Origin of the sequence: Micromonospora rifamycinica, assembly GCF_900090265.1 — a bacterium.
Lineage (GTDB): Bacteria > Actinomycetota > Actinomycetes > Mycobacteriales > Micromonosporaceae > Micromonospora > Micromonospora rifamycinica.
On the sequence record NZ_LT607752.1, the window covers coordinates 2,601,699 to 2,623,003 of the forward strand.

Here is a 21,305-nt window from a genome sequence, read left to right on the forward strand (position 1 = left end):
GACCACCCCGGAAGCCCTCGCTCCCCCTGGGGACCGGGGGCTTCCGCATGTCCCACCCCGCCCCGCCCCGCCCCGCCCCGCCCCGCCGAGCATGATCGTGCTCGATCGTGGATGTAGTGGTGTCCCGACGGTGTGATGCCACTACAACCAGGATCAGAGCCCACCGCCCGGTCAACGGCACGCCCGTCCGGTGGCGACCACCGGGGGTGCGGTTGACGCATCGAGGCGGGCTGATCAGAATGAGCGGCAGAGCCAGGTCTGTCCCACCGGCGCGAGGGCATCGACGACGGACACCGTCGTCGGGAGGCGCCGGGGCACCGCAGCGAGTGGCCGCGTCCACGTGACCCGGCACGTCGCGCGCTGTCCGCGTACCCGAGGAATGCGGGACGGACCGGCGGCGGCCGGCGTTCCCCTGGTTTTCCGCCCTGCGTCGCCGTGGTGACGCCGGGCATCCGAAGTGGAGCCCGAATGTACCGACCCCGTTTCATCGGCGCCGCGCTGACCGCGCTCGCCACCGCTGCGGCCGGCGTGATCGTCGCCGCCACCGTCGGCACCGCGCCGGCGTCCGCCGCCGGCACCGGCACCGGCTACCTGCACACCAACGGCAACAAGATCGTCGACAGCACCGGCGCGACGGTACGGCTGACCGGCATCAACTGGTTCGGCATGGAGACCGACAACCGGACGTTCCACGGGCTGTGGTCCAACAACCCGTGGCGCGGGCAGCTCGACAAGATGGCCAGCCTGGGCTACAACACGCTGCGCATCCCGTTCTCGAACGACGCTCTGAAGCCGGGGGCGACGGCCACCGGGATCAACGACTTCGTCAACCCGGACCTGGTCGGGCTCTCCCCGCTGCAGATCCTCGACAAGGTGATCAACTACGCCGGCAGCAAGGGCATGCGGGTCATCCTGGACCGGCACCGGCCGACCTCGGCCGGGCAGTCGCCGCTCTGGTACACCTCGACGGTCTCCGAGGCGACCTGGCTCGCCGACTGGAAGATGCTGGCCCAGCGGTACGCCGGCAACACCACGGTGATCGGCGCGGACCTGCACAACGAGCCGCACGCCGAGGGCACCAACCCGGCCGCGACCGGTGCGTGCTGGGGCTGCGGGGACACCGCCCGGGACTGGCGGCTCGCCGCCGAGCGGGCCGGCAACGCCATCCTCGGGGTGCAGCCGAACTGGCTGATCTTCGTGGAGGGGGTGAGCTGCCCCAGCGGTGGCCTGTCGAACGTCTGGGACAACGACACCAGCAACGACGAGGACTGCGGCTGGTGGGGCGGCAACCTGTCCAAGGCCGGGCAGTTCCCGGTCCGGCTGAGCGTGGCGAACCGGCTGGTCTACTCGCCGCACGAGTACGCCACCAGCGTCTACGAGCAGGACTGGTTCAAGGCCGCGGACTTCCCGGCGAACCTGCCGGCGGTCTGGGACCGCTACTGGGGCTACCTGTACAAGCAGAACATCGCCCCGATCATGATGGGCGAGTTCGGCAGCACCCTGGCCGACCCCCGGGACAAGGTCTGGCTGGAGAAGCTGATGGCCTACACCGGCACCGGGGTCAACGGGATGTCCTTCACCTACTGGTCGTGGAACCCGAACTCGGGTGACACCGGGGGCATCGCGCTGGACGACTGGACCAACATCAACACCGCCAAGCAGGCGATCCTCCAGCCGTACCTGATCCCGCCGACGGGTGGCGGCACCGACCCGACCGGCACCCCGACGCCGACCACCACCGGTCCGACGCCGCCGCCGACCACCACGCCTCCCCCGCCGACCACCACCCCGCCGCCCACCACCACGCCCCCGCCGGCCGGTGGCTGCACCGCCACCTACAAGCAGGTCAACGCCTGGCAGGGTGGCTTCCAGGGCGAGCTGACCGTGAAGAACACCAGCTCGTCGGCGGTCAACCCGTGGTCGGTCACCTGGACCTGGCCGGCCGGGGTCACCCTGGTCAACGGCTGGAACGCCACCGTCACCCAGTCCGGCACGACGGTGACCGCCGCCGCGCCGGCCTACGCGGCGACCCTGGCGGCCGGCGCGTCGGTCACCGTGGGCTTCACCGCCAACGGTACGGCCGCCGCCCCGGGTGCGGTGAAGCTCAAGGGCACCGCCTGCTGAGCCACCACCACCACTGCTCCACCACCGGGTCGCCGGTCGACGTTTCCCGTCGGCCGGCGACCCGGCCGCTCGTTCGCACCGCCGGGCCGTGACCACCACCGCCGGGCCGTGACCGGCACTGCCGGGCCGTGACCGGCACTGCCGGGCCGTGACCGGCACTGCCGGGCCGTGACCGGCACTGCCGGGCCGTGACCGGCACTGCCGGGCCGTGACCGGCACTGCCGGGCCGTTTCCACCGCTGCCGGGCCGTTTCCACCGCTGTGAGGGCGTGTCCGGCACGCCGATTTACATCTGCGCCTGTCTATGCTTTGCTCGGGAAAGCGCTTGTCCGGGCTGCGGGCGCACCACACGGGAGCCACCTCGTACCGACCTGACCCCCTGGCAGGGGCCGATCGGCGACGTCCCGAGTCACCGCGGGTGCCCACTGGCGCGGCAGCCACCGGCGGCTCTCCCGTCGACGGCAGCCCTGTCCCACCCGAAAAGGACGCAGCATGCGTACACCCCGGCGTCGTACGACGCTGATCGCCGCCACCACCGTCGCCCTGCTCGCCACCAGCGCACTCACCGCCGTCGCCGCCCAGGCCGCCCCCGGCTGCGCGGTCGACTACACCGTCGGCGGCCAGTGGCAGGGCGGATTCACCGGCAACGTCACCGTCACCAACCTCGGCGACCCGCTGTCGAGCTGGAGCCTGCGCTGGTCGTACGCGGCCGGGCAGACGGTCAGTGACGCCTGGAACGCCGCCGTGTCGCAGAGCGGCAGCACGGTGACCGCCGCCAACGTCGGCTACAACGGGAGCGTGCCGACCGGCGGCACCGTCTCCTTCGGCTTCAACGGCACCTGGAACAACTCCAGCAACCCGGCACCGACCAGCTTCACCCTCAACGGGGTGACCTGCACCGGAAGCACCGCACCCACCGGCGCGCCGACCACCCCGCCGTCGAGCCCACCCCCGCCGACCACGCCCCCGCCGACCACCCCGCCACCGACCACCCCGCCGCCCGGCCAGCCGCAGACCGGCCTGGTGGGCTGGGCCACCCAGAACGGCGGCACCACCGGCGGCGGCAGCGCCGGCACGACCACGGTCACCACCGCCTCGGCGCTGACCAGCGCGTTGAACGCCACCGGCGCGGCGGTGATCCGGGTCTCCGGCACCATCAACTGCTCGGGCATGCTGCGGGTCCGGTCCAACAAGACCGTGCTCGGCAACTCCGGGGCGACCATCGTCGGCTGCGGGTTCACCGTCAACGGCGACCGCAACGTGATCATCCGGAACCTGACGTTCCGCAACTGGAGCGACGACGCGATCAACGTGGAGAGTTCGGCCACCAACATCTGGATCGATCACAACACCTTCAGCAACGGCTACGACGGCACCGTCGACATCAAGCGGGGCTCGGACTTCGTCACCGTCTCCTGGAACCGGGTCTACAGCCACGACAAGACGATGCTGCTCGGGCACAGCGACGACAACGGCAGCCAGGACATCGGACACCTGCGGGTGACCTACCACCACAACTGGTACGACGGCAGCAAGCAGCGCAACCCCCGGGTCCGCTTCGGCAACCCGGTGCACGTCTACAACAACTACTACTACAACAACGCCGGCTACGGGGTGGCCTCCACCATGAGCGCCGGGGTGCTCGTCGAGGGCAACTACTTCGAGAACGTCAAGGACACCTACCACCTCGGTGAGGCCGACTCCGGGCCGGGCAGCCTGGTGGCCCGCAACAACCACTTCGTCAACTCGCCCGCCGGGCAGACCGGCGGCAGTGTCGCCGGCATCCCGTACCCGTACACCCTGGACAGCGCGAGCAGCGTGAAGTCCATCGTGACGGCGGGCGCCGGCGCGGGCCGCATCTCGGTCTGACCGCGCACCTGCCGGGGTCCGCCACACCGGCGGACCCCGGCAGGTCAGTGCGCGGCGCAGCCGGTCGTCGGCGCGGGCTGCGCGGCCGGCGGCCCGACCGTGGGCAACCCGAGCGACACCCCCGGGGTACGCGGGGCGCGACCGGCCTCGGCGGCGTCCCCGGCCCGGGTCCGCCGGTGGGCCAGCGGGGCGCCGTCGGCGTTGAGATGGTGCGGAGCGGCGTACGTGACGGTGGTGTGCACGATGTCGCCCGGCCGGATGGTGCCGGCCGCCCCGGGCTGACCGGCCGCCCCGGCCGCGAAGTGCACCAGACGCCCGTCCCGGGCGCGGCCGGACAACCGGCCGGTGCGCTCGTCCTTGCGACCCTCGCCGACGGCGACCAGCACCTCGACGGTCTCGCCGACCAGCTTGCGGTTCTCGGCCCAGGTGATCTCCTCCACGCAGGCGACCAACCGCTCGTACCGCTCCTGCACCACCTGCTTGGGCAGCTGGTCGGGCATGGTCGCCGCCGGGGTGCCGGGGCGCTTGGAGTACTGGAAGGTGAACGCCGACGAGAAGCGGGCGGCGCGCACCACGTCGAGGGTCTGCGCGAAGTCCGCCTCCGTCTCGCCGGGGAACCCGACGATGATGTCGGTGGTGATCGCGGCGTCCGGCATGGCCGCCCGGACCTTGTCGATGATGCCGAGGTACCGCTCGGAGCGGTACGACCGGCGCATCGCCCGCAGCACGTCGTCGGAGCCGGACTGCAACGGCATGTGCAGCGAGTGGCAGACGTTCGGGGTCTCGGCCATCGCGGCGATCACGTCGTCGGTGAAGTCCTTGGGGTGCGGGCTGGTGAACCGGACCCGCTCCAGCCCGTCGATGTCCCCGCAGGCGCGCAGCAGCTTGCCGAAGGCGTACCGGTCGCCGAACTCGACGCCGTAGGAGTTGACGTTCTGCCCGAGCAGGGTGACCTCCAGCACCCCCTCGGCGACCAGGGCGCGCACCTCGGCGAGGACGTCGCCGGGGCGGCGGTCCTTCTCCTTGCCGCGCAGGGCGGGCACGATGCAGAACGTGCAGGTGTTGTTGCAGCCCACCGAGATCGACACCCAGCCCGCGTACGTCGACTCGCGCCGGGTCGGCAGGGTCGACGGGAAGACGTCGAGCGCTTCGAGGATCTCCACCTCGGCGGCGGTGTTGTGCCGGGCCCGTTCCAGCAGCACCGGCAGCGAGCCGATGTTGTGGGTGCCGAAGACCACGTCCACCCAGGGGGCCTTGCGGACGATGTCACCGCGGTCCTTCTGGGCGAGGCAGCCACCGACGGCGATCTGCATCCCCGGGTGCCGGTCCTTGACGGGACGCAGGTGACCGAGGTTGCCGTAGAGCCGGTTGTCGGCGTTCTCCCGGACGGCGCAGGTGTTGAACACCACCACGTCCGGGTTCTCGTCGGCCTCGGCGACCCGCACGTAACCGGCCTGTTCGAGCAGGCCGGAGATGCGCTCGGAGTCGTGCACGTTCATCTGGCAGCCGTAGGTACGCACCTGGTAGGTGCGCGGGCTGCCCGCCGCTGCGGTAGTCATGACGTGCACAGCGTATCCGGGCCGACCGACCCGGGCCGAGCGGGAAGACCCCAACGAGGAGGAGCCGTGTGCCGGAGCATCAAGACCCTGCGTGAGCCGTACGTGCCGGGGGTGACGCCGGCCGACATCGAGGCGGCGGCGTTGCAGTACGTCCGGAAGGTGTCCGGGTTCCGGGCCCCGGCCGCGCACAACGCGGCGGCCTTCCAGGCGGCGGTCGGCGCGGTGACCGCCGCCACCGCGACCCTCCTGGACCAGTTGCAGGTCCGGGGCACCCGCCCCACCCCGGCCCCCTGACCCTCACCCCACGCTCCTGTCGATCATGGAGTTGTGGTGGACGGATTAGGCCGGTTTGACCTGCTCTGCGAGCGCCACAACTCCATGATCGACGGGGTGGGGGGGCGGCCCGTCAGGCGGCGGCGAGGGCTGGGTTGACCGAGTCGGGGGCCCAGCGGGAGCCGCGGCACCGCGACCAGCCACGGCAGGCCGGGTGCGCCAGGGTGCAGAGCCGGCGGGCGGAGAGCAGCTCGCCGTCGTCGGTCTCGGTCACCTCGAAGTGCACCGGGCGGATCGTGCCGCCCGGCGCGACCAGCAGGTGCCGGCCGGCGTCGAGGGTGTCGTCGGTGAGCAGGCAGTCCCGGTCGAGCAACCGGGCCAGCGCGGCGATCGTGCCCAGCTCGTGCCGCGACTCCGGGACGCCGTAACAGTCGACCATGGTGCCGAACTCCCCCGGGGCCTGCCAGACGTCGCAGATCACCGCGTGCCGGGGCAGCCGGGCCGGGTCCGCCACCGCCAGCGGCATCACCACCCGGCCGAGCGCCTCGGCCAGGGCCGGGTAGACCGTCACGGGTTCGGCCCGGTCGATTCTCCAGTTCCACAGCTCGGTCATGCCGCCTCCTCGCTGCGTTAGTTCCCACCGGCCTCCGGATCGGGCCTTACTGACGATGGTGGGGGGCATTTGCCCCCAGGAGGGGGCAAGTTACCGGTCTGTGACCATTCCGGGCAAAATTTCCCAGGGTGCCATTGCTGGGAGTGGCAGGAAGATGACAGTTTATCGGGTACGGTGCCCGGCGCGGGCCAGCCCGGCGGCGCGCCGCCGCCCCGACGCCCACCGGACGCGCCAGCAGGCCGGGCGCACCTCACCCGGCCGGGCACGTCACCGGGCCAGGGCGCGCGTCACCGGGCCGGGCGGGTCAGCGCACCACGACCATCGACGCGCCCCGGGGCAGCAGCTCGCCGATCACCGTGCCGCCGGGCACCTCACCGGCGACCAGCAGCCCGCCGGAGGTCTGTGCGTCGGCCAGCAGCAGCCGGTCCGCCTCGCCGGTCGACCCGAAGTCGGTCCACGGGCGCACCCAGTCCAGGTTGCGCCGGGTGCCGCCGCTGACGTGCCCGTCCCGGACCGCCGCCCGTGCCCCGGGGAGGTACGGCACCCGGGTGGCGTCGAGCGCCACGGTCAGCCCGCTCGCCCGGGCCAGCTTCGAGGCGTGCCCGAGCAGCCCGAAACCGGTCACGTCGGTGCCGCAGCGGATGCCGGCCGCGACGGCGGCGCGGGCCGCATCCCGGTTCAGCGTGGTCATCGACGCCACCGCCTCGGCGGAGACCTCACCGGTCGCCTTGTGCCGGGTGTTGAGCACCCCGACGCCGAGCGGCTTGGTCAGCGACAGCGGCAGGCCGGCCCGGCCGGCGTCCAGGGTGATCAACTCGTCCGGGCGGACCAGCCCGGTCACGGCCAGCCCGTACTTCGGGCCGTCGTCGTCGACGCTGTGCCCGCCGGCCAGGTGGCAGCCGGCCTCCCGGGCCACGTCCTGACCGCCGCGCAGCACCTCCCGGGCCAGCTCCAGCGGCAGGACGTCCCGGGGCCAGCAGAGCAGGTTGATGGCGACCAGCGGGGTGCCGCCCATGGCGTACACGTCCGACAGGGCGTTCGCGGCGGCGATCCGCCCCCAGTCGTAGGCGTCGTCCACGACCGGGGTGAAGAAGTCGGCGGTGGTGACCAGCCCGGTCCGCTCGTCCAGCCGGACCACCGCGGCGTCGTCGCCGTGGTCCAGGCCGACCAGCAGCTCGGCGCTGCCGGTGGCCGGGCCGAGCCCGGCGACCATCGCCTCCAGCTCCCCCGGCGGAATCTTGCAGGCGCAGCCGCCACCACGCGCGTACTCGGTCAGGCGGACCCGGTCGGTCATCCCCTCATCGTCTCCGCCGGACGGTCGACCCGCCACCCGACGGCCCGACAGAAGGCGGAATTCGGACGTCCGTGCCCACCCGGCACCGGTGTTACCTCTCCGTGACCCGTGGAGTTGCGTTCCGCCACGTCGCCCCGCCTACAGTGGCCCAACCGGGGGGCAACCGCCCCCGCTTTCCGGTACGACGACAGGGACGGTGGACGACGTGGCGACCGGCGAACCGCTGATCGTGCTGGACAAGGTCAACAAGTGGTTCGGCCCCCTGCACGTGCTCGACGACGTGTCACTCTCGGTGGGCAAGGGTGAGGTCGTCGTGGTGATCGGGCCGTCCGGGTCCGGCAAGTCGACGCTCTGCCGGACGATCAACCGGCTGGAGCCGATCAACGACGGGACGATCACCTTCGACGGGCAGCCGCTGCCGGCCGAGGGCCGGGCGCTGGCGAAGCTGCGCAGCGAGGTCGGCATGGTCTTCCAGTCGTTCAATCTCTTCGCCCACAAGACCATCCTGGAGAACGTCACCCTCGGGCCGATCAAGGTCCGCAAGGAGAAGCCGGCCGCCGCCCGTGAGCGCGGCCTGGCCCTGCTCGACCGGGTGGGCATCGCCAACCAGGCCGACAAGTACCCGGCCCAGCTCTCCGGCGGCCAGCAGCAGCGGGCGGCGATCGCCCGCGCGCTGGCCATGCAGCCCAAGGCGATGCTCTTCGACGAGCCGACCAGCGCGCTCGACCCGGAGATGGTCGGCGAGGTGCTGGACGTGATGACCTCGCTGGCGGGCGAGGGCATGACGATGGTGGTGGTGACCCACGAGATGGGCTTCGCCCGGCACGCCGCCAACCGGGTCATCTTCATGGCCGACGGGCAACTCGTCGAGGACGCCCCGCCGACGGAGTTCTTCGCCAACCCGCGCAGCGAGCGGGCCAGGGACTTCCTCTCCAAGATCCTCACGCACTAGGCGTCCGTAGTGGAGCGCGCCGGTTCCCGGTGCATTCCGACGAAGAAGGAGATCAGTATGCGTATGAAGCGCGTGGCGGCGGTCGCCGCGGCGGCTACTCTGGCGCTCGGTCTGGCCGCCTGCGGTGGCGACGACGCCGACGAGGGCACCGGTTCCGGCAGCAAGTCCTTCGCCGCCGGCAGCACCATGGAGAAGCTCAACAAGGCGCAGAAGATCAAGATCGGCACCAAGTTCGACCAGCCCGGCTTCGGCCAGAAGGGCCTGTCGGGCAAGCCGGAGGGCTTCGACGTCGAGGTGGCCAAGCTCATCGTCAAGGAGCTGGGCATCCCCGAGGACAAGATCGAGTACGTCGAGACGCCGTCGAAGGTCCGTGAGGACGCCATCGTCAACGGCACCGTCGACCTGGTCGCGGCGACCTACACGATCAACGACAAGCGCAAGGAGCGGATCGCCTTCGCGGGGCCGTACTACGAGGCCGGCCAGAACATCCTGGTCAAGAAGGACGACACCACCATCACCGGGCCGGACTCGTTCAAGGACGGCACCAAGAAGGTCTGCTCGGTGACCGGGTCCACCCCGGCCGAGGAGATCAAGAAGTACATCAAGGACGTCGGCACCCAGCTGGTGCTCTTCGACACCTACCCCAAGTGTCGCGATGCCCTCAAGGGTGGTCAGGTCGACGCCGTCACCACCGACAACGTGATCCTGCTCGGCTACATCGCCGAGGACGAGGCGTCGTTCAAGCTGGCCGGGGACAACTTCACCAAGGAGCCGTACGGCATCGGGGTGAAGAAGGAGGACAACGACTTCCGCACCTTCGTCAACGACACGTTGGAGAAGGCGTTCAACGACGGCAGCTGGAAGAAGGCCTGGGACGACACCGCCGGCAAGTTCGGCGCGGAGCTGGGCAGCGCGCCCACCATCAACCGCTACTGATCTGACCTCGATCTGGAGGGTGGGGAGGAACACCGACCCGTGAGTGTGCTCATCGACAAGTTCGACGTCTTTGCGGGTGGTTTCTGGCTCACCCTCCAGATCTGCGTCCTCGCCGCGTTCGGCGCCCTGATCCTGGGCGCCGTCATGGCGGTGCTGCGCATCTCGCCGGTGCCGCCGCTGCGCGCCGTCGGCACCGCGTACGTGAACATCTTCCGGAACATGCCGCTGACCGTGGTGATGTTCTTCGCCGCCTTCGGCCTGCCGGCGCTCGGCTCCAACGCCGACTTCCTGCGCGTCCCCGTACTGGACTCGCTCTTCACACGGCTCGGCACCGACCTGCCGTACTTCCGTTTCGCGCTGCTCGCCCTGGTGCTCTACACCGCCGCGTTCGTCTGCGAGGCGCTGCGCTCCGGGGTCAACGCGGTGCCGCCGGGCCAGGCCGAGGCCGCCCGCTCGCTCGGCCTGACCTTCGGCCAGAACCTGCGGCACGTGGTGCTGCCGCAGTCCTGGAAGGCGTCGGTCGTGCCGCTCGGCTCGGTGATCATCGCGATGATCAAAAACTCGGCGCTGATCGGCTTCTTCGGCGTGGTCGGCGACCTGTCCCAGAGCGCCGACCAGCTCACCTCCGCCGAGGGCTACGCCTTCATCCCGGTCGCCATCGGCATCTCGATCGGCTACCTGATCATGACCGTGCCGCTCGGCGCACTGCTCGACCGGCTGGAGAAGCGACAGGCGGTGGCCCGATGAGTCAGCAGACCAGCGTCCTGTACGACGTCCCCGGCCCGCGCCAGCGGCGGATCACCCTGATCAGCAGCATCGTCGCCACCGTGCTGCTGGCCGTCGGGGCGTACTTCCTGATCTACCGCCCGCTGGACGACAAGGGCCAGTTCTCGATGGAGCTGTGGGGGCCGCTGGTCGACCCCTCCAACGAGAACTTCTCCCAGGTGTGGGACCGGATCGGCCTCGGCCTGAAGAACACCCTGACCGCCGCCGCGCTGGCCATCGTCGCCTCGCTGGTGGTCGGCACCCTGCTCGCGGTGCTCCGGATCCAGCTCAAGAGCCTGACCCGGCGGCGCTTCACCGGCATGGCCACCCCGGTGTCCTACCTGCTGCGCGGGCTCAGCGTCATTCTCTCGGCGGTCACCCGGGTCTGCGTCGAGGTGTTCCGGGGCCTGCCGGTGGTGCTCACCATCTTCTTCGTGGCCCGGGGCTTCCCCGAGTTCGGCATCTCCTTCGACACGCTCTGGTACCTGGTCATCGGCCTGACCATCTACAACTCCGTGGTCATCGCCGAGATCCTCCGCTCCGGCATGGAGGGGCTGCCCGGCGGGCAGGCCGAGGCCGCCGCCGCGATCGGCCTCTCCCCCGCCCAGACCACCCGGATGATCCTGCTGCCCCAGGCGTTCCGGATCATGCTGCCGGCGCTGATCAGCCAGCTCGTCGTGGTGCTCAAGGACACCTCGCTGGGCTTCATCATCAGCTACGAGGAAACCCTCAACATCGGCAAGCAGATCATCGGCGTGCTGGACAACCCGATCCAGGTCTACGTGGTGATCGCCGCCCTCTTCATCCTGGTCAACTACTCGCTGTCCAAGCTGGCCCAGTTCGTCCAGCGACGGCTCTCCCGGGGCCGCAAGTCGGCCGGCACCCCGGCCCCGCAGGCCCCGGCCACCGCGCTCGCCTCCCAGACCGAGGGCGGCGGAGGCGGCGCGGTCGCCACCTGATCCGCACCCCGCACGGCACGAGGGCCGGTCCGGATCTCCGGACCGGCCCTCGCCGCGTCGTACGGTGGTCAGCGCCCGTCCTGTCCCCGGCGCCCCGGACCGGTCACCGGGCGATCTCGGTGACCCGGGACTCGCGGACCACTGTCACCCGGATCTGACCCGGGTAGGTCAGCTCCTCCTCGATCTGCTTCGCCACGTCCCGGGCCAGGACCGCCGCGCCGATGTCGTCGACGTCGTCCGGCTTGACCATCACCCGGATCTCCCGGCCCGCCTGCATGGCGAAGACCTTCTCCACGCCGAGCTTGCCGGCCGCGATCTCCTCGATCCGCTCCAGCCGCTTGACGTACGCCTCCAGGCTCTCCCGCCGGGCACCGGGCCGCCCGCCCGAGCAGGCGTCGGACGCCTGGGTGAGGACCGCCTCGATGGTCTGCGGCGGCACCTCGTTGTGGTGCGCCTCGATGGCGTGCACCACGTCCTCGCTCTCGCCGTACTTGCGGGCCAGGTCGGCGCCGATGATGGCGTGGCTGCCCTCCACCTCGTGGGTGAGCGCCTTGCCGATGTCGTGCAGGAAGGCCGACCGCTTGATCGTCGGCACGTCCAGCCGCAGCTCGGCGGCCATGATCCCGGCGATGTGCGCGGTCTCCACCAGGTGCTTGAGCACGTTCTGCCCGTACGACGTGCGGTAGCGCAGCCGGCCGAGCAGGGTGACCAGCTCGGGGTGGATCTCGGTGATGCCCACCTCCACCAGGGCGTCCTCGGCCGCCCGGTGGCACAGCTCCTCCACCTCCTGCCGGGCCAGGTCGTGCACCTCCTCGATCCGGTGCGGGTGGATCCGCCCGTCGAGGACCAGCTTCTCCAGGGTGAGCCGGCCGACCTCCCGACGTACCGGGTCGAAGCAGGAGAGCAGCACCGCCTCCGGGGTGTCGTCGATGATCAGGTTGACCCCGGTCACCGACTCGAAGGCGCGGATGTTGCGCCCCTCCCGGCCGATGATCCGCCCCTTCATCTCGTCCCCCGGCAGGTGCAGGACGCTGACCACGCTCTCCGCGGTCTGCTCGCTGGCCACCCGCTGGATCGCGTCCACCACGATGTGCCGGGCGCGCTGCTCGGCGGTGCTGCGGGCGTCGGACTCGATGTCCCGCACCAGCAGCGCCGCCTCCCGCTTCGCCTGGGTCTCGATCGCCTCGATCAGCTCCGCGCGGGCCGACTCGGCGGTCAGCCCGGCGACGCGTTCCAGCTCCCGACGGCGCTGCTCCTCCGCCACGGTCAGCGCGGCCTCCCGGGCGCTGATCGCCGCCTCCCGCTCGGCCAACGCGGCGCTCGCGGCGGTGAGCTGACGCTCGCGCTCGGCCAGCCGCTCCACCTCCTCGGTGTGCAGCCGCTCCCGCTCGTCCATCCGGGCGGCCCGGCGTTCCACCTCGGCCGCCTGCTCCCGCGTCGTCGCGGCGAGCACCGCCACCTCACGCTCACCGCTGCGCCGGGCGCTGGCCCGCAACTGCTCGGCGTCCGCCTCGGCCTGCTTGTGCGCCCGCTCCAGGACGGTGTCCGCCTCCGCACGGGCGTCGTCGAGCACCCGGCGGGCCTCGGCGCGGGCCGACTTCGCCTCCGCCTTGGCCCCGGCCGCCTCGGCGCGGGCCGCGGAGGCGGCGGACTTCGCCACGTCGATGGTGCTGTTCACCTCGTCGGCGGCGGTCCGCAACGCGGCCAGCGACTGCTCCTGGCGGTCCTTCTCGGCGATGAACGCGGGATCCTCCGGGGCGGGTGCGACGCTGATGCGGCGCAACGCGCGTACGCCGATCAGGACGGCGCCGACCACCACCAGGGCGAGGAGTCCGACGACGACCAGGAGCACCACGTCGAAGGTGCTCATGCCGGCGTCCCGTCAGCCGCGCCGACAGGGTGCCGTACCGGAACGGCGGGGTGCCGCACCGGAACGGCGGGGTGCCGCACCGGAACGGCGGGGTGCCGCACCGGAACGGCGGGGTGCCGCACCGGAACGGCGGGGTGCCGCACCGGAACGGCGGGGTGTCCCGCACCGGCGGAATGCCCGGCACCGCCGGGCAACCCGGGGGCGGGTAACCGGGCGGTGTCGGCGCGGGAGCGACCACCCGGCCGGGGTGGAGCAGCACCACCGGCAGTTCCCGGGGCGCGTCCGCGCCCACCACCGCCCCCTGGGGACCGCCGGTCCCTGTGCCGACCCACCATGGTCGCGCCTCCCCAAACGTCTACGCCGCAGGGGAACCGTGCCGAAGGGCACGCACCTCTGCGGCTCTGGACGCCCGACCGAGCGGCTGGCCGTGGGGATAGCTCTCCGTCGGCGGTGCCCACGGGGCATCGCCGACAGCCGGGTGCAGTTGTCGGGTCGGCTCCGGACCGGCTGTCCGGAGCGACCGTCAAGGCCGGTGGAGCTGGCCAAAGTGATGCGGTTCTGTTACGAGATCTATGTTGTGCGCTTAGCCTGCGCTGGTCGGGCAAAGTGAGCCTGTATGGCGAGGCTAGGTCGAGGAAGGCGGTTCGGTCAAGAACTCATGATCAAACCACCCGAACGGAGAGAGTCGGCAACGTCACCCACTGGTGATCCAAATCCGGATACTAAGCCACAAAACTCCTGTTTCATACGTCCATCGGCCGCCCTCCGGCCGCTATTCACCTGCGACACCTGGCGGCCCTCCACACCCGGGCGTCTCTCCACTCCGCTTGCTGTCCGGACCGGGGCCGCCCTCCGGACCAGCGCCCACACCCCACGCCGCAAGATCGTGCTGTTTCCTGGTTGTAGTGGCCTCCAAAACGACGGATACCACTACAACCAGGTTCGAGCACGATCTTGCGGGATGTGGGAGTAGGCGGAACCGGCGACACCGGCAAGGGAGGCTACGCAGGTGCGGATGCGCGCGGGGTCAGTCAGGTGACGCCCAGGGCGCGGGGTCAGGCGGGTGGCGGTACGCAGGGGTCAGGTGACGCCCAGGGCACGGGCGTGTGACGCCAGGGTGGCAGTGTCGGAGGGCGGGCGCACCGTCCGGGAGGTACCGGCCAGCACGTCGGCGTCGAGCTGCGCCGGTCAGCCCCGCTCGCCCCCGACACCGGCGTCGAGCTGCGCCGGTCAGCCCCGCTCGCCCCCGACACCGGCGTCGAGCTGCGCCGGTCAGCCCCGCTCGCCCTCGGCGTCGGCCAGCGCGTCGGCGTCGAGCTGGTCGGCGAACTCGGCGGCCTCGGCGCTCTGCGTGGCGAGTGCCTCCTTTACCGCCCGGATCGCCACCCCGGGCGGGTAGCCCTTGCGGGCGAGCATGCCGACCAGCCGGCGGAACACCGCATCCGGCTCGCCCCGGGCGGTCCGCAGTTTCCGGTCGACCAGGGCGCGGGCGGTCTGCGCCTCGGTCTCCTCGTCCAACTCGTCGAGGGCCTCACTGGCCACCTCGCCGTCCACGCCACGCTGGCGCAGCTCGTTGGCGAGCGCCCGGCGGGCCAGCCCGCGACCGTTGTGCCGGCTGGAGACCCAGGCCCGCGCGAAGGCCGCGTCGTCGATGATGCCGACCTCGTCGTAGCGGTCGAGGACCTCGGCGGACACCTCGGCGGAGATGCCCTTCTTCGCCAGCGCCCCGGCCAGCTCGGCCCGGGTGCGCGGCCGCACCGCGAGCTGCCGCAGGCAGATCTCCCGGGCCACCTCGCTCTCGTCGCGGGGCGTCGACTCACCGGACGTCGACCCGGCCTCCCCGGACCACCCCCGGCGGCCCTGGCGGGGGGTGGTGTCGTCGGCTCCCGCGCGGGGTGGGGCCGCGTCCCAGCCCCGCCCCGTGCGGGCGCGTCGTCCTGCCATCCGGCCGCGACCGGTCAGAAGTCGACCGGCGGCAGCTCAGGGCCACCGGCGGCGTCACCCGCGCCGACCCCGACGCCGAGCTTCTCCAGGATCTTCTTCTCGATCTCGGCGGCCACGTCCGGGTTCTCCTTCATGAACTCCCGGGCCTTCTCCTTGCCCTGGCCGAGCTGGTCCCCGTCGTAGGTGTACCAGGCGCCGGACTTACGGATGATCGACTGCTCGACGCCGACGTCGATCAGCGAACCCTCGCGGGAGATGCCCTTGCCGTACATGATGTCGAACTCGGCCTGCTTGAACGGCGCGGCGACCTTGTTCTTGACGACCTTGACCCGGGTGCGGTTGCCGACCACGTCGGTGCCGTCCTTGAGGCTCTCGATCCGGCGCACGTCGAGCCGGACCGAGGCGTAGAACTTCAGCGCCCGACCACCGGTGGTCGTCTCCGGCGAGCCGAACATGACGCCGATCTTCTCGCGGAGCTGGTTGATGAAGATCGCCGTGGTGCCGGTGTTGTTGAGCACGCCGGTGATCTTCCGGAGCGCCTGGCTCATCAGCCGGGCCTGGAGGCCGACGTGGCTGTCGCCCATCTCGCCCTCGATCTCGGCGCGCGGCACCAGGGCCGCCACCGAGTCGATCACGATGATGTCGATCGCGCCGGAGCGGACCAGCATGTCGGTGATCTCCAGCGCCTGCTCGCCGGTGTCCGGCTGGGAGACCAGCAGGGCGTCGGTGTCGACGCCGAGCGCCTTGGCGTAGTCGGGGTCGAGCGCGTGCTCGGCGTCGACGAAGGCGGCGATGCCGCCGGCCCGCTGGGCGTTGGCCACCGCGTGCAGGGCGACCGTGGTCTTACCGCTGGACTCGGGGCCGTAGATCTCGACGACCCGGCCCCGGGGCAGGCCACCCACCCCGAGCGCCACGTCGAGCGCGATCGAGCCGGTCGGAATGACCGAGGTCTGGACGACCGGGCGCTCGCCCAGCCGCATCACCGACCCCTTGCCGAACTGCTTGTCGATCTGAGCGAGAGCAAGGTCGAGTGCCTTCTCCCGGTCGGGCCCTGCGGCCATGTTTGCCACTCCTGCCTTCGCCGGCGTCTTTCCTGAGCTTCGCGTCACGCGGACACGCTAGGCGCTGGGTCCGACAGAAAACCAGCCGACGGGCCGCGAGCTGTGGACGAGCACCCCGCTGTGGACAATAGCCGAACAGGTGTACGAGTCGGCAAGCGACACACGGAAGTGCCGGATCGGCAGCTCAGCGTAGCCGTACGGGCACCCGGTCGGGGTACGCCGCGACCACCGCCCGCCACACGACGTGGGTCTGCTCACCGGCGGCGAGGGCCTGCGCGATGGTCCGCCCGTCGAGCTGGGAGAGCACCTGGTCGCTGGCGATGCTGGCCGCGTAACCCGGCCCGAACGCCTCGTCCAGCCGGGTCCAGAAGTCGGTCAGCCGCACGTGATCACTCCTCCTCCACGGGTGCCGTCGACGGCACCCGACGCAACGCTAGCGCCAGCAGCGGCAGCACCGCGATCGCCGCCAGCAGGGTGAGCGTCGGATAACCCACCACCCGCATGACAAACCCGCTGGCCGCCGCCGCTCCCGCCCCGGCCAGCCCCATGGTCAGGTCGGACAGCCCCTGCACGCTGGGGCGCACCCCGGCCGGCACCGCCTCGGACAGCAGCGTCGAGCCGGCCACCATGGTCGCCGACCAGCCGAGGCCGAGCAGGGCCAGGCCGATCGAGAGGCGCGGCGTGTGGTGCCCGGCGGTGCCGGCCACCGCGCACGCGGCCAGCAGCGCGCCCACGCCGCCGAGGATCACCGCCCGACGGCCCAACCGGTCGGTGAGCCACCCGACCACCGGGGAGAGGGCGTACATGCCGGCGATGTGCACGCTCAGCACGATGCCGACCACCCGCAGCACGTCCGCGTCGGAGTGCGACTCGCCGAGGCGTACCGGGGTCATCGCCATCACCGCGACCATCACCAGGTGGCCGACCGCGACGGCGGCGATGCCCAGCCGGGCGGCCGGTCGCCCGCGCACCACCCGCCAGGCCGCCCGCATGCCGGCCCCCCGCGCGACCGGCGTGGTCTTCGTCACCGCCGGGGCGGCCCCGGCCACCGGCGTCCCGGCGTCGGCGACCGCCGCCGCCCCGGCCCCGACCGCCGGCGCTGCCCCGGCCACCGGCGGTGCCCCCGCCTCGGCCACCGGCGGTGCCCCGGCGTCGGCCGCCGCGAGCCGCCGCGCGGTGAGCAGCGGGTCGGGCCGCAACAGCAGCAGCAGTACGACCGCGGCCAGGCCGAACGCGACCGCGCTGAACGCGAACGGGCCGGCCAGCGACGGCAGGCCCCAGCCCCGGGTGACCCCGTCGGCGAGCGCGGCGAAGTTGGGTGCCGCCACCGAGCCGATGGTGGTGGCCCAGACGACCAGGGAGAGCTGACGGCCCCGGCGGGCGGGTTCGGCGAGGTCCACCGCCGTGTAACGGGCCTGGAGGTTGGCCGCCGTGCCCCCGCCGAACAGCAGCATCCCGAGGAAGAGCAGTGGCACCCCGCCGGTGACCGTGGCGAGCACCACCAGCGCCGCCCCGACCGCCCCCACCAGGTACGCCACCACCAGCCCCGGACGACGCCCGTGCCCGTTCATGATCCGGGTGACCGGTACGGCGAGCAGCGCCGCGCCGACCACGCCGCAGCTCTGCGCCAGCCCGGCCACCGCGACCCCGGCGACCCGGGCCGCCAGCAACGCGCCGACGGAGATCCCGATGGCCACCCCGATCCCGCCGATGATCTGGGTGGCGACGAGTAGCCGCAGCGTGCGCCGCTGGATCGGGGCGACATCGGGCCGGGTGGGCACACGCAGGTCGACGGTCATCGCAGGCTCCTGGTTCGGGGAGCCCATCCTCGCGCAACCGGCCCGCCGTCCGCACGGGGGTATGACCCGGTCGACCATCGGCGCGGACGCCGGTCAGCAGGTCAGGGCACGGGCGCCGGTCAGCCGGTCAGGGCGCGGGCGGCCACGGTGAGGTCGTCGACCAGCCCCCGGTACGCGACGTCCTGGTTGTCGGCGCGCAGCACCGCCGACGGGTGGATGGTGGCCAGCAGGCGGGCGGCGGGCGCGGCGGCGACCGTACCGGCGTCCACCGGCACCCGGGTGAAATCCGCCGGGTGCTCGGCGGCGGCCGGCCAGGGCAGCAGCTCGCCGCGCTGGCGGGTGACCCGGAAGGCCGGGCCGAGCAGGGCCTTCGCCGCCGTCGCGCCGAGCACCACCACCAGCTCGGGGCGGAGCCGGGCGAACTCGGCGACCAGCCACGGCCGGCAGGCGACGATGTGCACCCGGTCCGGGGTCTGGTGGATCCGCCGTCGGCCGCGCAGCTCGTGCCGGAAGTGCTTCACCGCGTTGGTGATGTAGAGGTGGGCCGGGTCGAGGCCGGCGTCGTCGACCGCCCGGCGCAGCAGCCGACCGGCGGGGCCGACGAAGGGCAGCCCGTGCTGGTCCTCCAGGTCGCCGGGCTGCTCACCGACGAAGACCACCCGGCCGTGTTCGTCGCCCCGGCCGAAGACGGTCTGGGTGGCGTCCCGGTGCAGCTCACAGCCCCGACAGCCGGCGGCGGCGGTCCGCAGCTCGGCCAGCGTGCCGGCCTGCGGCGGGATGAACTGCTGGGCACCGGGTGGATCGGTCTGCTCGGCCATGGCGAATGTTCTACCCGTTCCCACGGGAGCACCCGCGACGGACCCGCCGGTCCTCCGTCCCCGGTAGCGCCCCGCTCAGCCGAATCACCTAGCCATCGGGAAGGCGGGTTCGACCAGCTACCGGTGTCGCCCGGCTATGGCTCCTCGTCGGCTTCGATCAGATGAGGGCGCTTTTCGGCGATCCAGGCCTCTACATCGGACTTCAACCAGACGTTGCCCATTTTGAGAGTGGCAGTCGGGGCCGGGAAGTCCCGCCGGTTGATCAAGATGTACGCGCGCTGCCGGGAGATACCCAGACGTTCCTGGATCTCCGCCGCCCCCATCAACGCCAGCCCCACGTGACGAACGCTACGGGCAGAGATAGAGTACGCTTCCGGAAGCGGACATGCTGTACTGCACACGCTTTCTCAATGTACCCTTTACGTCACGTAAACCTTCGACGTCAAGAGTACCAGCGCATGTCTCGTGGGAAGTGGTTCCATCGGCCGGTCGAACCTGTCGACGTCGTACAGCAGCTCAGGCCCCGGCCCGCGACCACGGCAGCCGGGCGGGACGCCACCGCCGGCAGCCCTCCGGCCGTGCCACGCCAACGGACCCCGGGCACCCGGAACGCTCGCAGGCCCAACCGGGGGCCCTGGCCGGATGCCTGAGCAGCGCCCCACCGAACCGCCGTTCGCGGTGGTGATGGCCGGCTACGTCGTCGACTTCCACCATCGCCACACCTGCTCCCGGTGCCGACCGGACGGCTCCTGCGCACGCCTGGCCGACGCGGGTGCGACGCTGCGCGCCTGGCGGGAGTGGCGGGTACGCCGGCAGCTACGCGCGCGGCAGCACCGGAACCTCCGGTGAAGGCCGGCGATCTGGTCTACGTGACCCGGGCCGCCAGTGTACAGTTCCTCCGGCCCATCCGGTTCCGGGTGATCCGGGTGCTCGACTGGCCCACCTACGACGGCTGGGTCTGGCTGGAGGGTTACCAGGTGAACGCCGCCGGGGAGGCCGTCTCCCGGCGGCGGATCTTCGTGCAGCGGGCCGGGCTGACCGCGCCTCCTCCCGCCGTCCCGCCGCAGGCCGGTGGGAGGAGGTCGGCGGGACGGGTCAGGCGGTGAAGCCGAACGGGTCGGCGGGGCGGACCGCCGCCGCCAGCGCGTCAGCCAGCGGGACCAGGTCGGTGTCGTCGAGCGTGCTGACCGTGATCCGCACGGCGGGCGGGGCGCCGATCCGGTAGAGGCCGCCGGGGGCGACCGACCAACCGGCGTCACGCAGGGCGGTGACCGTAGCGGTCTCGTCTGGCACCGGCAGCCAGACGTTGATGCCGCTGCGGCCGTGCCCTGTCAGGCCACGCTCGGCGAGCGCGGCGAGCAGGCCGGACCGGCGGCGGTCGTACGCCTCGGCGGCCCGGTGGACCAGGGCCGCGGTGGCCGGGTCGGACCAGAGCGACAGGACGAGTCGTTGCAGGACGGTGGAGACCCAGCCCGCGCCCACCCTGGCCCGCCCGGCCACCCGGGAGACCGTCACCTCGTCACCGGCCAGCACCGCCAGCCGCAGGTCGGGACCGAAAGGCTTGCTCACCGAACGGACGAACGCCCAGGTCGCCACGGCCCCGGCCAGCGCGTGCAGGGGCAGCCGGGACAGCTCGGCGGCGTGGTCGTCCTCGATCAGCAACAGGTCGGAGCGGCCGGCGAGCAGCGCCCGCAGCTCCCCGGCCCGCACGGCGGAGACGGCGGCACCGGTCGGGTTCTGCGCCCGGCTGGTGACCACCAGCGCCCGCACCCCCAGGGCCAGTGCGTCCCGGACCCCGGCGACGGTCGGCCCGTCGTCGTCGACCGGCACCCCGACCGGCCGCAGGCCGAGCGCGGCGACCAGGTCGAGCAGGTTGGCCCAGCCCGGGTCCTCCACCCCGACCGCGTCGCCGGGGCGCAGGTGGCCGGCGAGCAGCCGCTCGATGCCGTCGAGCGCTCCCCCGGTGACGGTCAGCTCGTCGGCGGGCACCCCGTCGGCGGCGAGCCGGGAGCGGGCCGCCTCGGCCAGCGTGGGGTGCACACCGGTCGAGGCGTAGCCGGCGGGTGGGCCGATCCCGGTGGCGAGCGCCGCCAGGTGCGGGCCGAGGGGTGGGAGCAGCCGCAGGTCGGGCTGACCCTGGGACAGGTCGCGGGTGCCGGGGGCGGGTGCCGGCGGCCGGGCGGCCCGGCGGGTGGCCACCGGTGGCCGGGGCCGCACCCGGGTGCCGTGCCGGCCGGCGGTGGCGACCAGACCCCGTTGCCGCAGCTCCTGGTAGGCACGGGCGACGGTGGCCGGGCTGACCGCCAGCGCGGCGGCGAGCGAGCGGACCGGCGGCAACGCGGCACCGGCGGCGAGCGCACCGGTGCGGATGCCGGTTTCGACGCTCGCCGAAATCGCGGCGGACGTCGACCCGAGGATCTGATAATGTGCTGGCACAGTTTGAGAATCGTACTAGAACAAAGGCGGGATG

General features: G+C 72.2%; 20 protein-coding genes. 9 read left to right on the top strand and 11 right to left on the bottom strand.

Annotation, left to right across the window (positions count from 1 at the left end):
* Positions 1–468: 468 nt before the first annotated feature.
* Positions 469–2,124 (top strand): cellulase family glycosylhydrolase, encoded by a 1,656-nt coding sequence (locus tag GA0070623_RS10470; RefSeq protein ID WP_067314179.1) that lies wholly within the window; start codon positions 469–471, stop codon positions 2,122–2,124.
* 491 nt (positions 2,125–2,615) lie between these two features.
* Positions 2,616–3,992, top strand: coding sequence for a pectate lyase family protein (locus tag GA0070623_RS10475; RefSeq protein WP_067314376.1), 1,377 nt, complete (start codon positions 2,616–2,618; stop codon positions 3,990–3,992).
* Positions 3,993–4,036: 44 nt separating this feature from the next.
* On the opposite strand, the gene miaB is transcribed toward GA0070623_RS10475, so the two are convergent.
* Positions 4,037–5,551, bottom strand: coding sequence for a tRNA (N6-isopentenyl adenosine(37)-C2)-methylthiotransferase MiaB (gene miaB, locus GA0070623_RS10480; protein WP_067314373.1), 1,515 nt, complete (start codon positions 5,549–5,551; stop codon positions 4,037–4,039).
* Between the two features lie 66 nt (positions 5,552–5,617).
* Between miaB and GA0070623_RS10485 the strand changes: the two genes are divergently transcribed.
* A complete protein-coding gene (locus tag GA0070623_RS10485) occupies positions 5,618–5,845 on the top strand; it encodes a DUF2277 family protein (RefSeq protein ID WP_067314371.1) in 228 nt (75 codons plus the stop codon).
* A gap of 112 nt (positions 5,846–5,957) precedes the next feature.
* Here the strand turns inward: GA0070623_RS10485 and GA0070623_RS10490 are convergent, their stop codons facing one another.
* Both GA0070623_RS10490 and selD read right to left on the bottom strand, forming a co-directional pair.
* The gene (locus GA0070623_RS10490; protein WP_067314369.1) at positions 5,958–6,437 is read right to left on the bottom strand and encodes a hypothetical protein; all 480 of its coding nucleotides are present in this window, start codon (positions 6,435–6,437) and stop codon (positions 5,958–5,960) included.
* A gap of 304 nt (positions 6,438–6,741) precedes the next feature.
* The gene (gene selD, locus GA0070623_RS10495; protein ID WP_067314366.1) at positions 6,742–7,731 is read right to left on the bottom strand and encodes a selenide, water dikinase SelD; all 990 of its coding nucleotides are present in this window, start codon (positions 7,729–7,731) and stop codon (positions 6,742–6,744) included.
* Between the two features lie 196 nt (positions 7,732–7,927).
* Here selD and GA0070623_RS10500 point away from each other — a divergent pair, with 196 nt between their 5' ends.
* Genes GA0070623_RS10500 through GA0070623_RS10515 form a run of 4 tightly spaced genes read left to right on the top strand, consistent with a single transcriptional unit; the run spans position 7,928 to position 11,343 of the window.
* Complete coding sequence (locus GA0070623_RS10500; RefSeq protein WP_067314364.1) at positions 7,928–8,683, top strand: amino acid ABC transporter ATP-binding protein; 756 nt, start codon at positions 7,928–7,930, stop codon at positions 8,681–8,683.
* A gap of 57 nt (positions 8,684–8,740) precedes the next feature.
* Positions 8,741–9,619 carry a glutamate ABC transporter substrate-binding protein gene (locus GA0070623_RS10505; RefSeq protein ID WP_067314362.1) on the top strand — a complete coding sequence of 293 codons (879 nt, stop codon included), beginning with the start codon at positions 8,741–8,743 and terminating at the stop codon, positions 9,617–9,619.
* Between the two features lie 39 nt (positions 9,620–9,658).
* On the top strand, positions 9,659–10,366 hold the full coding sequence (locus tag GA0070623_RS10510) for an amino acid ABC transporter permease (RefSeq protein ID WP_067314360.1): 708 nt from the start codon (positions 9,659–9,661) through the stop codon (positions 10,364–10,366).
* A complete protein-coding gene (locus tag GA0070623_RS10515; protein WP_067314357.1) occupies positions 10,363–11,343 on the top strand; it encodes an amino acid ABC transporter permease in 981 nt (326 codons plus the stop codon). The genes GA0070623_RS10510 and GA0070623_RS10515 overlap by 4 nt, the downstream gene beginning before the upstream one ends.
* Positions 11,344–11,446: 103 nt before the next feature.
* Here the strand turns inward: GA0070623_RS10515 and rny are convergent, their stop codons facing one another.
* The 7 genes from rny to GA0070623_RS10555 form a co-directional block, all read right to left on the bottom strand.
* The gene (gene rny / locus GA0070623_RS10520) at positions 11,447–13,213 is read right to left on the bottom strand and encodes a ribonuclease Y (protein ID WP_067314355.1); all 1,767 of its coding nucleotides are present in this window, start codon (positions 13,211–13,213) and stop codon (positions 11,447–11,449) included.
* Between the two features lie 1,272 nt (positions 13,214–14,485).
* Positions 14,486–15,157, bottom strand: coding sequence for a regulatory protein RecX (locus GA0070623_RS10530; RefSeq protein ID WP_067315775.1), 672 nt, complete (start codon positions 15,155–15,157; stop codon positions 14,486–14,488).
* A 14-nt stretch (positions 15,158–15,171) separates the two neighbouring features.
* Complete coding sequence (gene recA / locus GA0070623_RS10535; protein WP_067315772.1) at positions 15,172–16,218, bottom strand: recombinase RecA; 1,047 nt, start codon at positions 16,216–16,218, stop codon at positions 15,172–15,174.
* A 184-nt stretch (positions 16,219–16,402) separates the two neighbouring features.
* Positions 16,403–16,603 (bottom strand): DUF3046 domain-containing protein, encoded by a 201-nt coding sequence (locus tag GA0070623_RS10540; protein ID WP_067315769.1) that lies wholly within the window; start codon positions 16,601–16,603, stop codon positions 16,403–16,405.
* A 4-nt stretch (positions 16,604–16,607) separates the two neighbouring features.
* Complete coding sequence (locus GA0070623_RS10545; RefSeq protein WP_407937974.1) at positions 16,608–18,017, bottom strand: MFS transporter; 1,410 nt, start codon at positions 18,015–18,017, stop codon at positions 16,608–16,610.
* A gap of 119 nt (positions 18,018–18,136) precedes the next feature.
* Positions 18,137–18,835 (bottom strand): UdgX family uracil-DNA binding protein, encoded by a 699-nt coding sequence (locus GA0070623_RS10550; protein WP_067315291.1) that lies wholly within the window; start codon positions 18,833–18,835, stop codon positions 18,137–18,139.
* Positions 18,836–18,969: 134 nt separating this feature from the next.
* The gene (locus GA0070623_RS10555) at positions 18,970–19,173 is read right to left on the bottom strand and encodes a helix-turn-helix transcriptional regulator (protein ID WP_407937975.1); all 204 of its coding nucleotides are present in this window, start codon (positions 19,171–19,173) and stop codon (positions 18,970–18,972) included.
* A 304-nt stretch (positions 19,174–19,477) separates the two neighbouring features.
* Between GA0070623_RS10555 and GA0070623_RS10560 the strand changes: the two genes are divergently transcribed.
* Complete coding sequence (locus GA0070623_RS10560) at positions 19,478–19,684, top strand: hypothetical protein (protein WP_067315293.1); 207 nt, start codon at positions 19,478–19,480, stop codon at positions 19,682–19,684.
* Positions 19,681–19,941, top strand: a complete 261-nt coding sequence (locus tag GA0070623_RS10565; RefSeq protein WP_067315298.1) for a hypothetical protein — start codon at positions 19,681–19,683, stop codon at positions 19,939–19,941. The genes GA0070623_RS10560 and GA0070623_RS10565 overlap by 4 nt, the downstream gene beginning before the upstream one ends.
* Here the strand turns inward: GA0070623_RS10565 and GA0070623_RS10570 are convergent.
* On the bottom strand, positions 19,931–21,271 hold the full coding sequence (locus tag GA0070623_RS10570) for an aminotransferase class I/II-fold pyridoxal phosphate-dependent enzyme (protein ID WP_067315300.1): 1,341 nt from the start codon (positions 21,269–21,271) through the stop codon (positions 19,931–19,933). The two genes, GA0070623_RS10565 and GA0070623_RS10570, sit on opposite strands and share 11 nt — an antisense overlap.
* Positions 21,272–21,305: the final 34 nt, after the last annotated feature.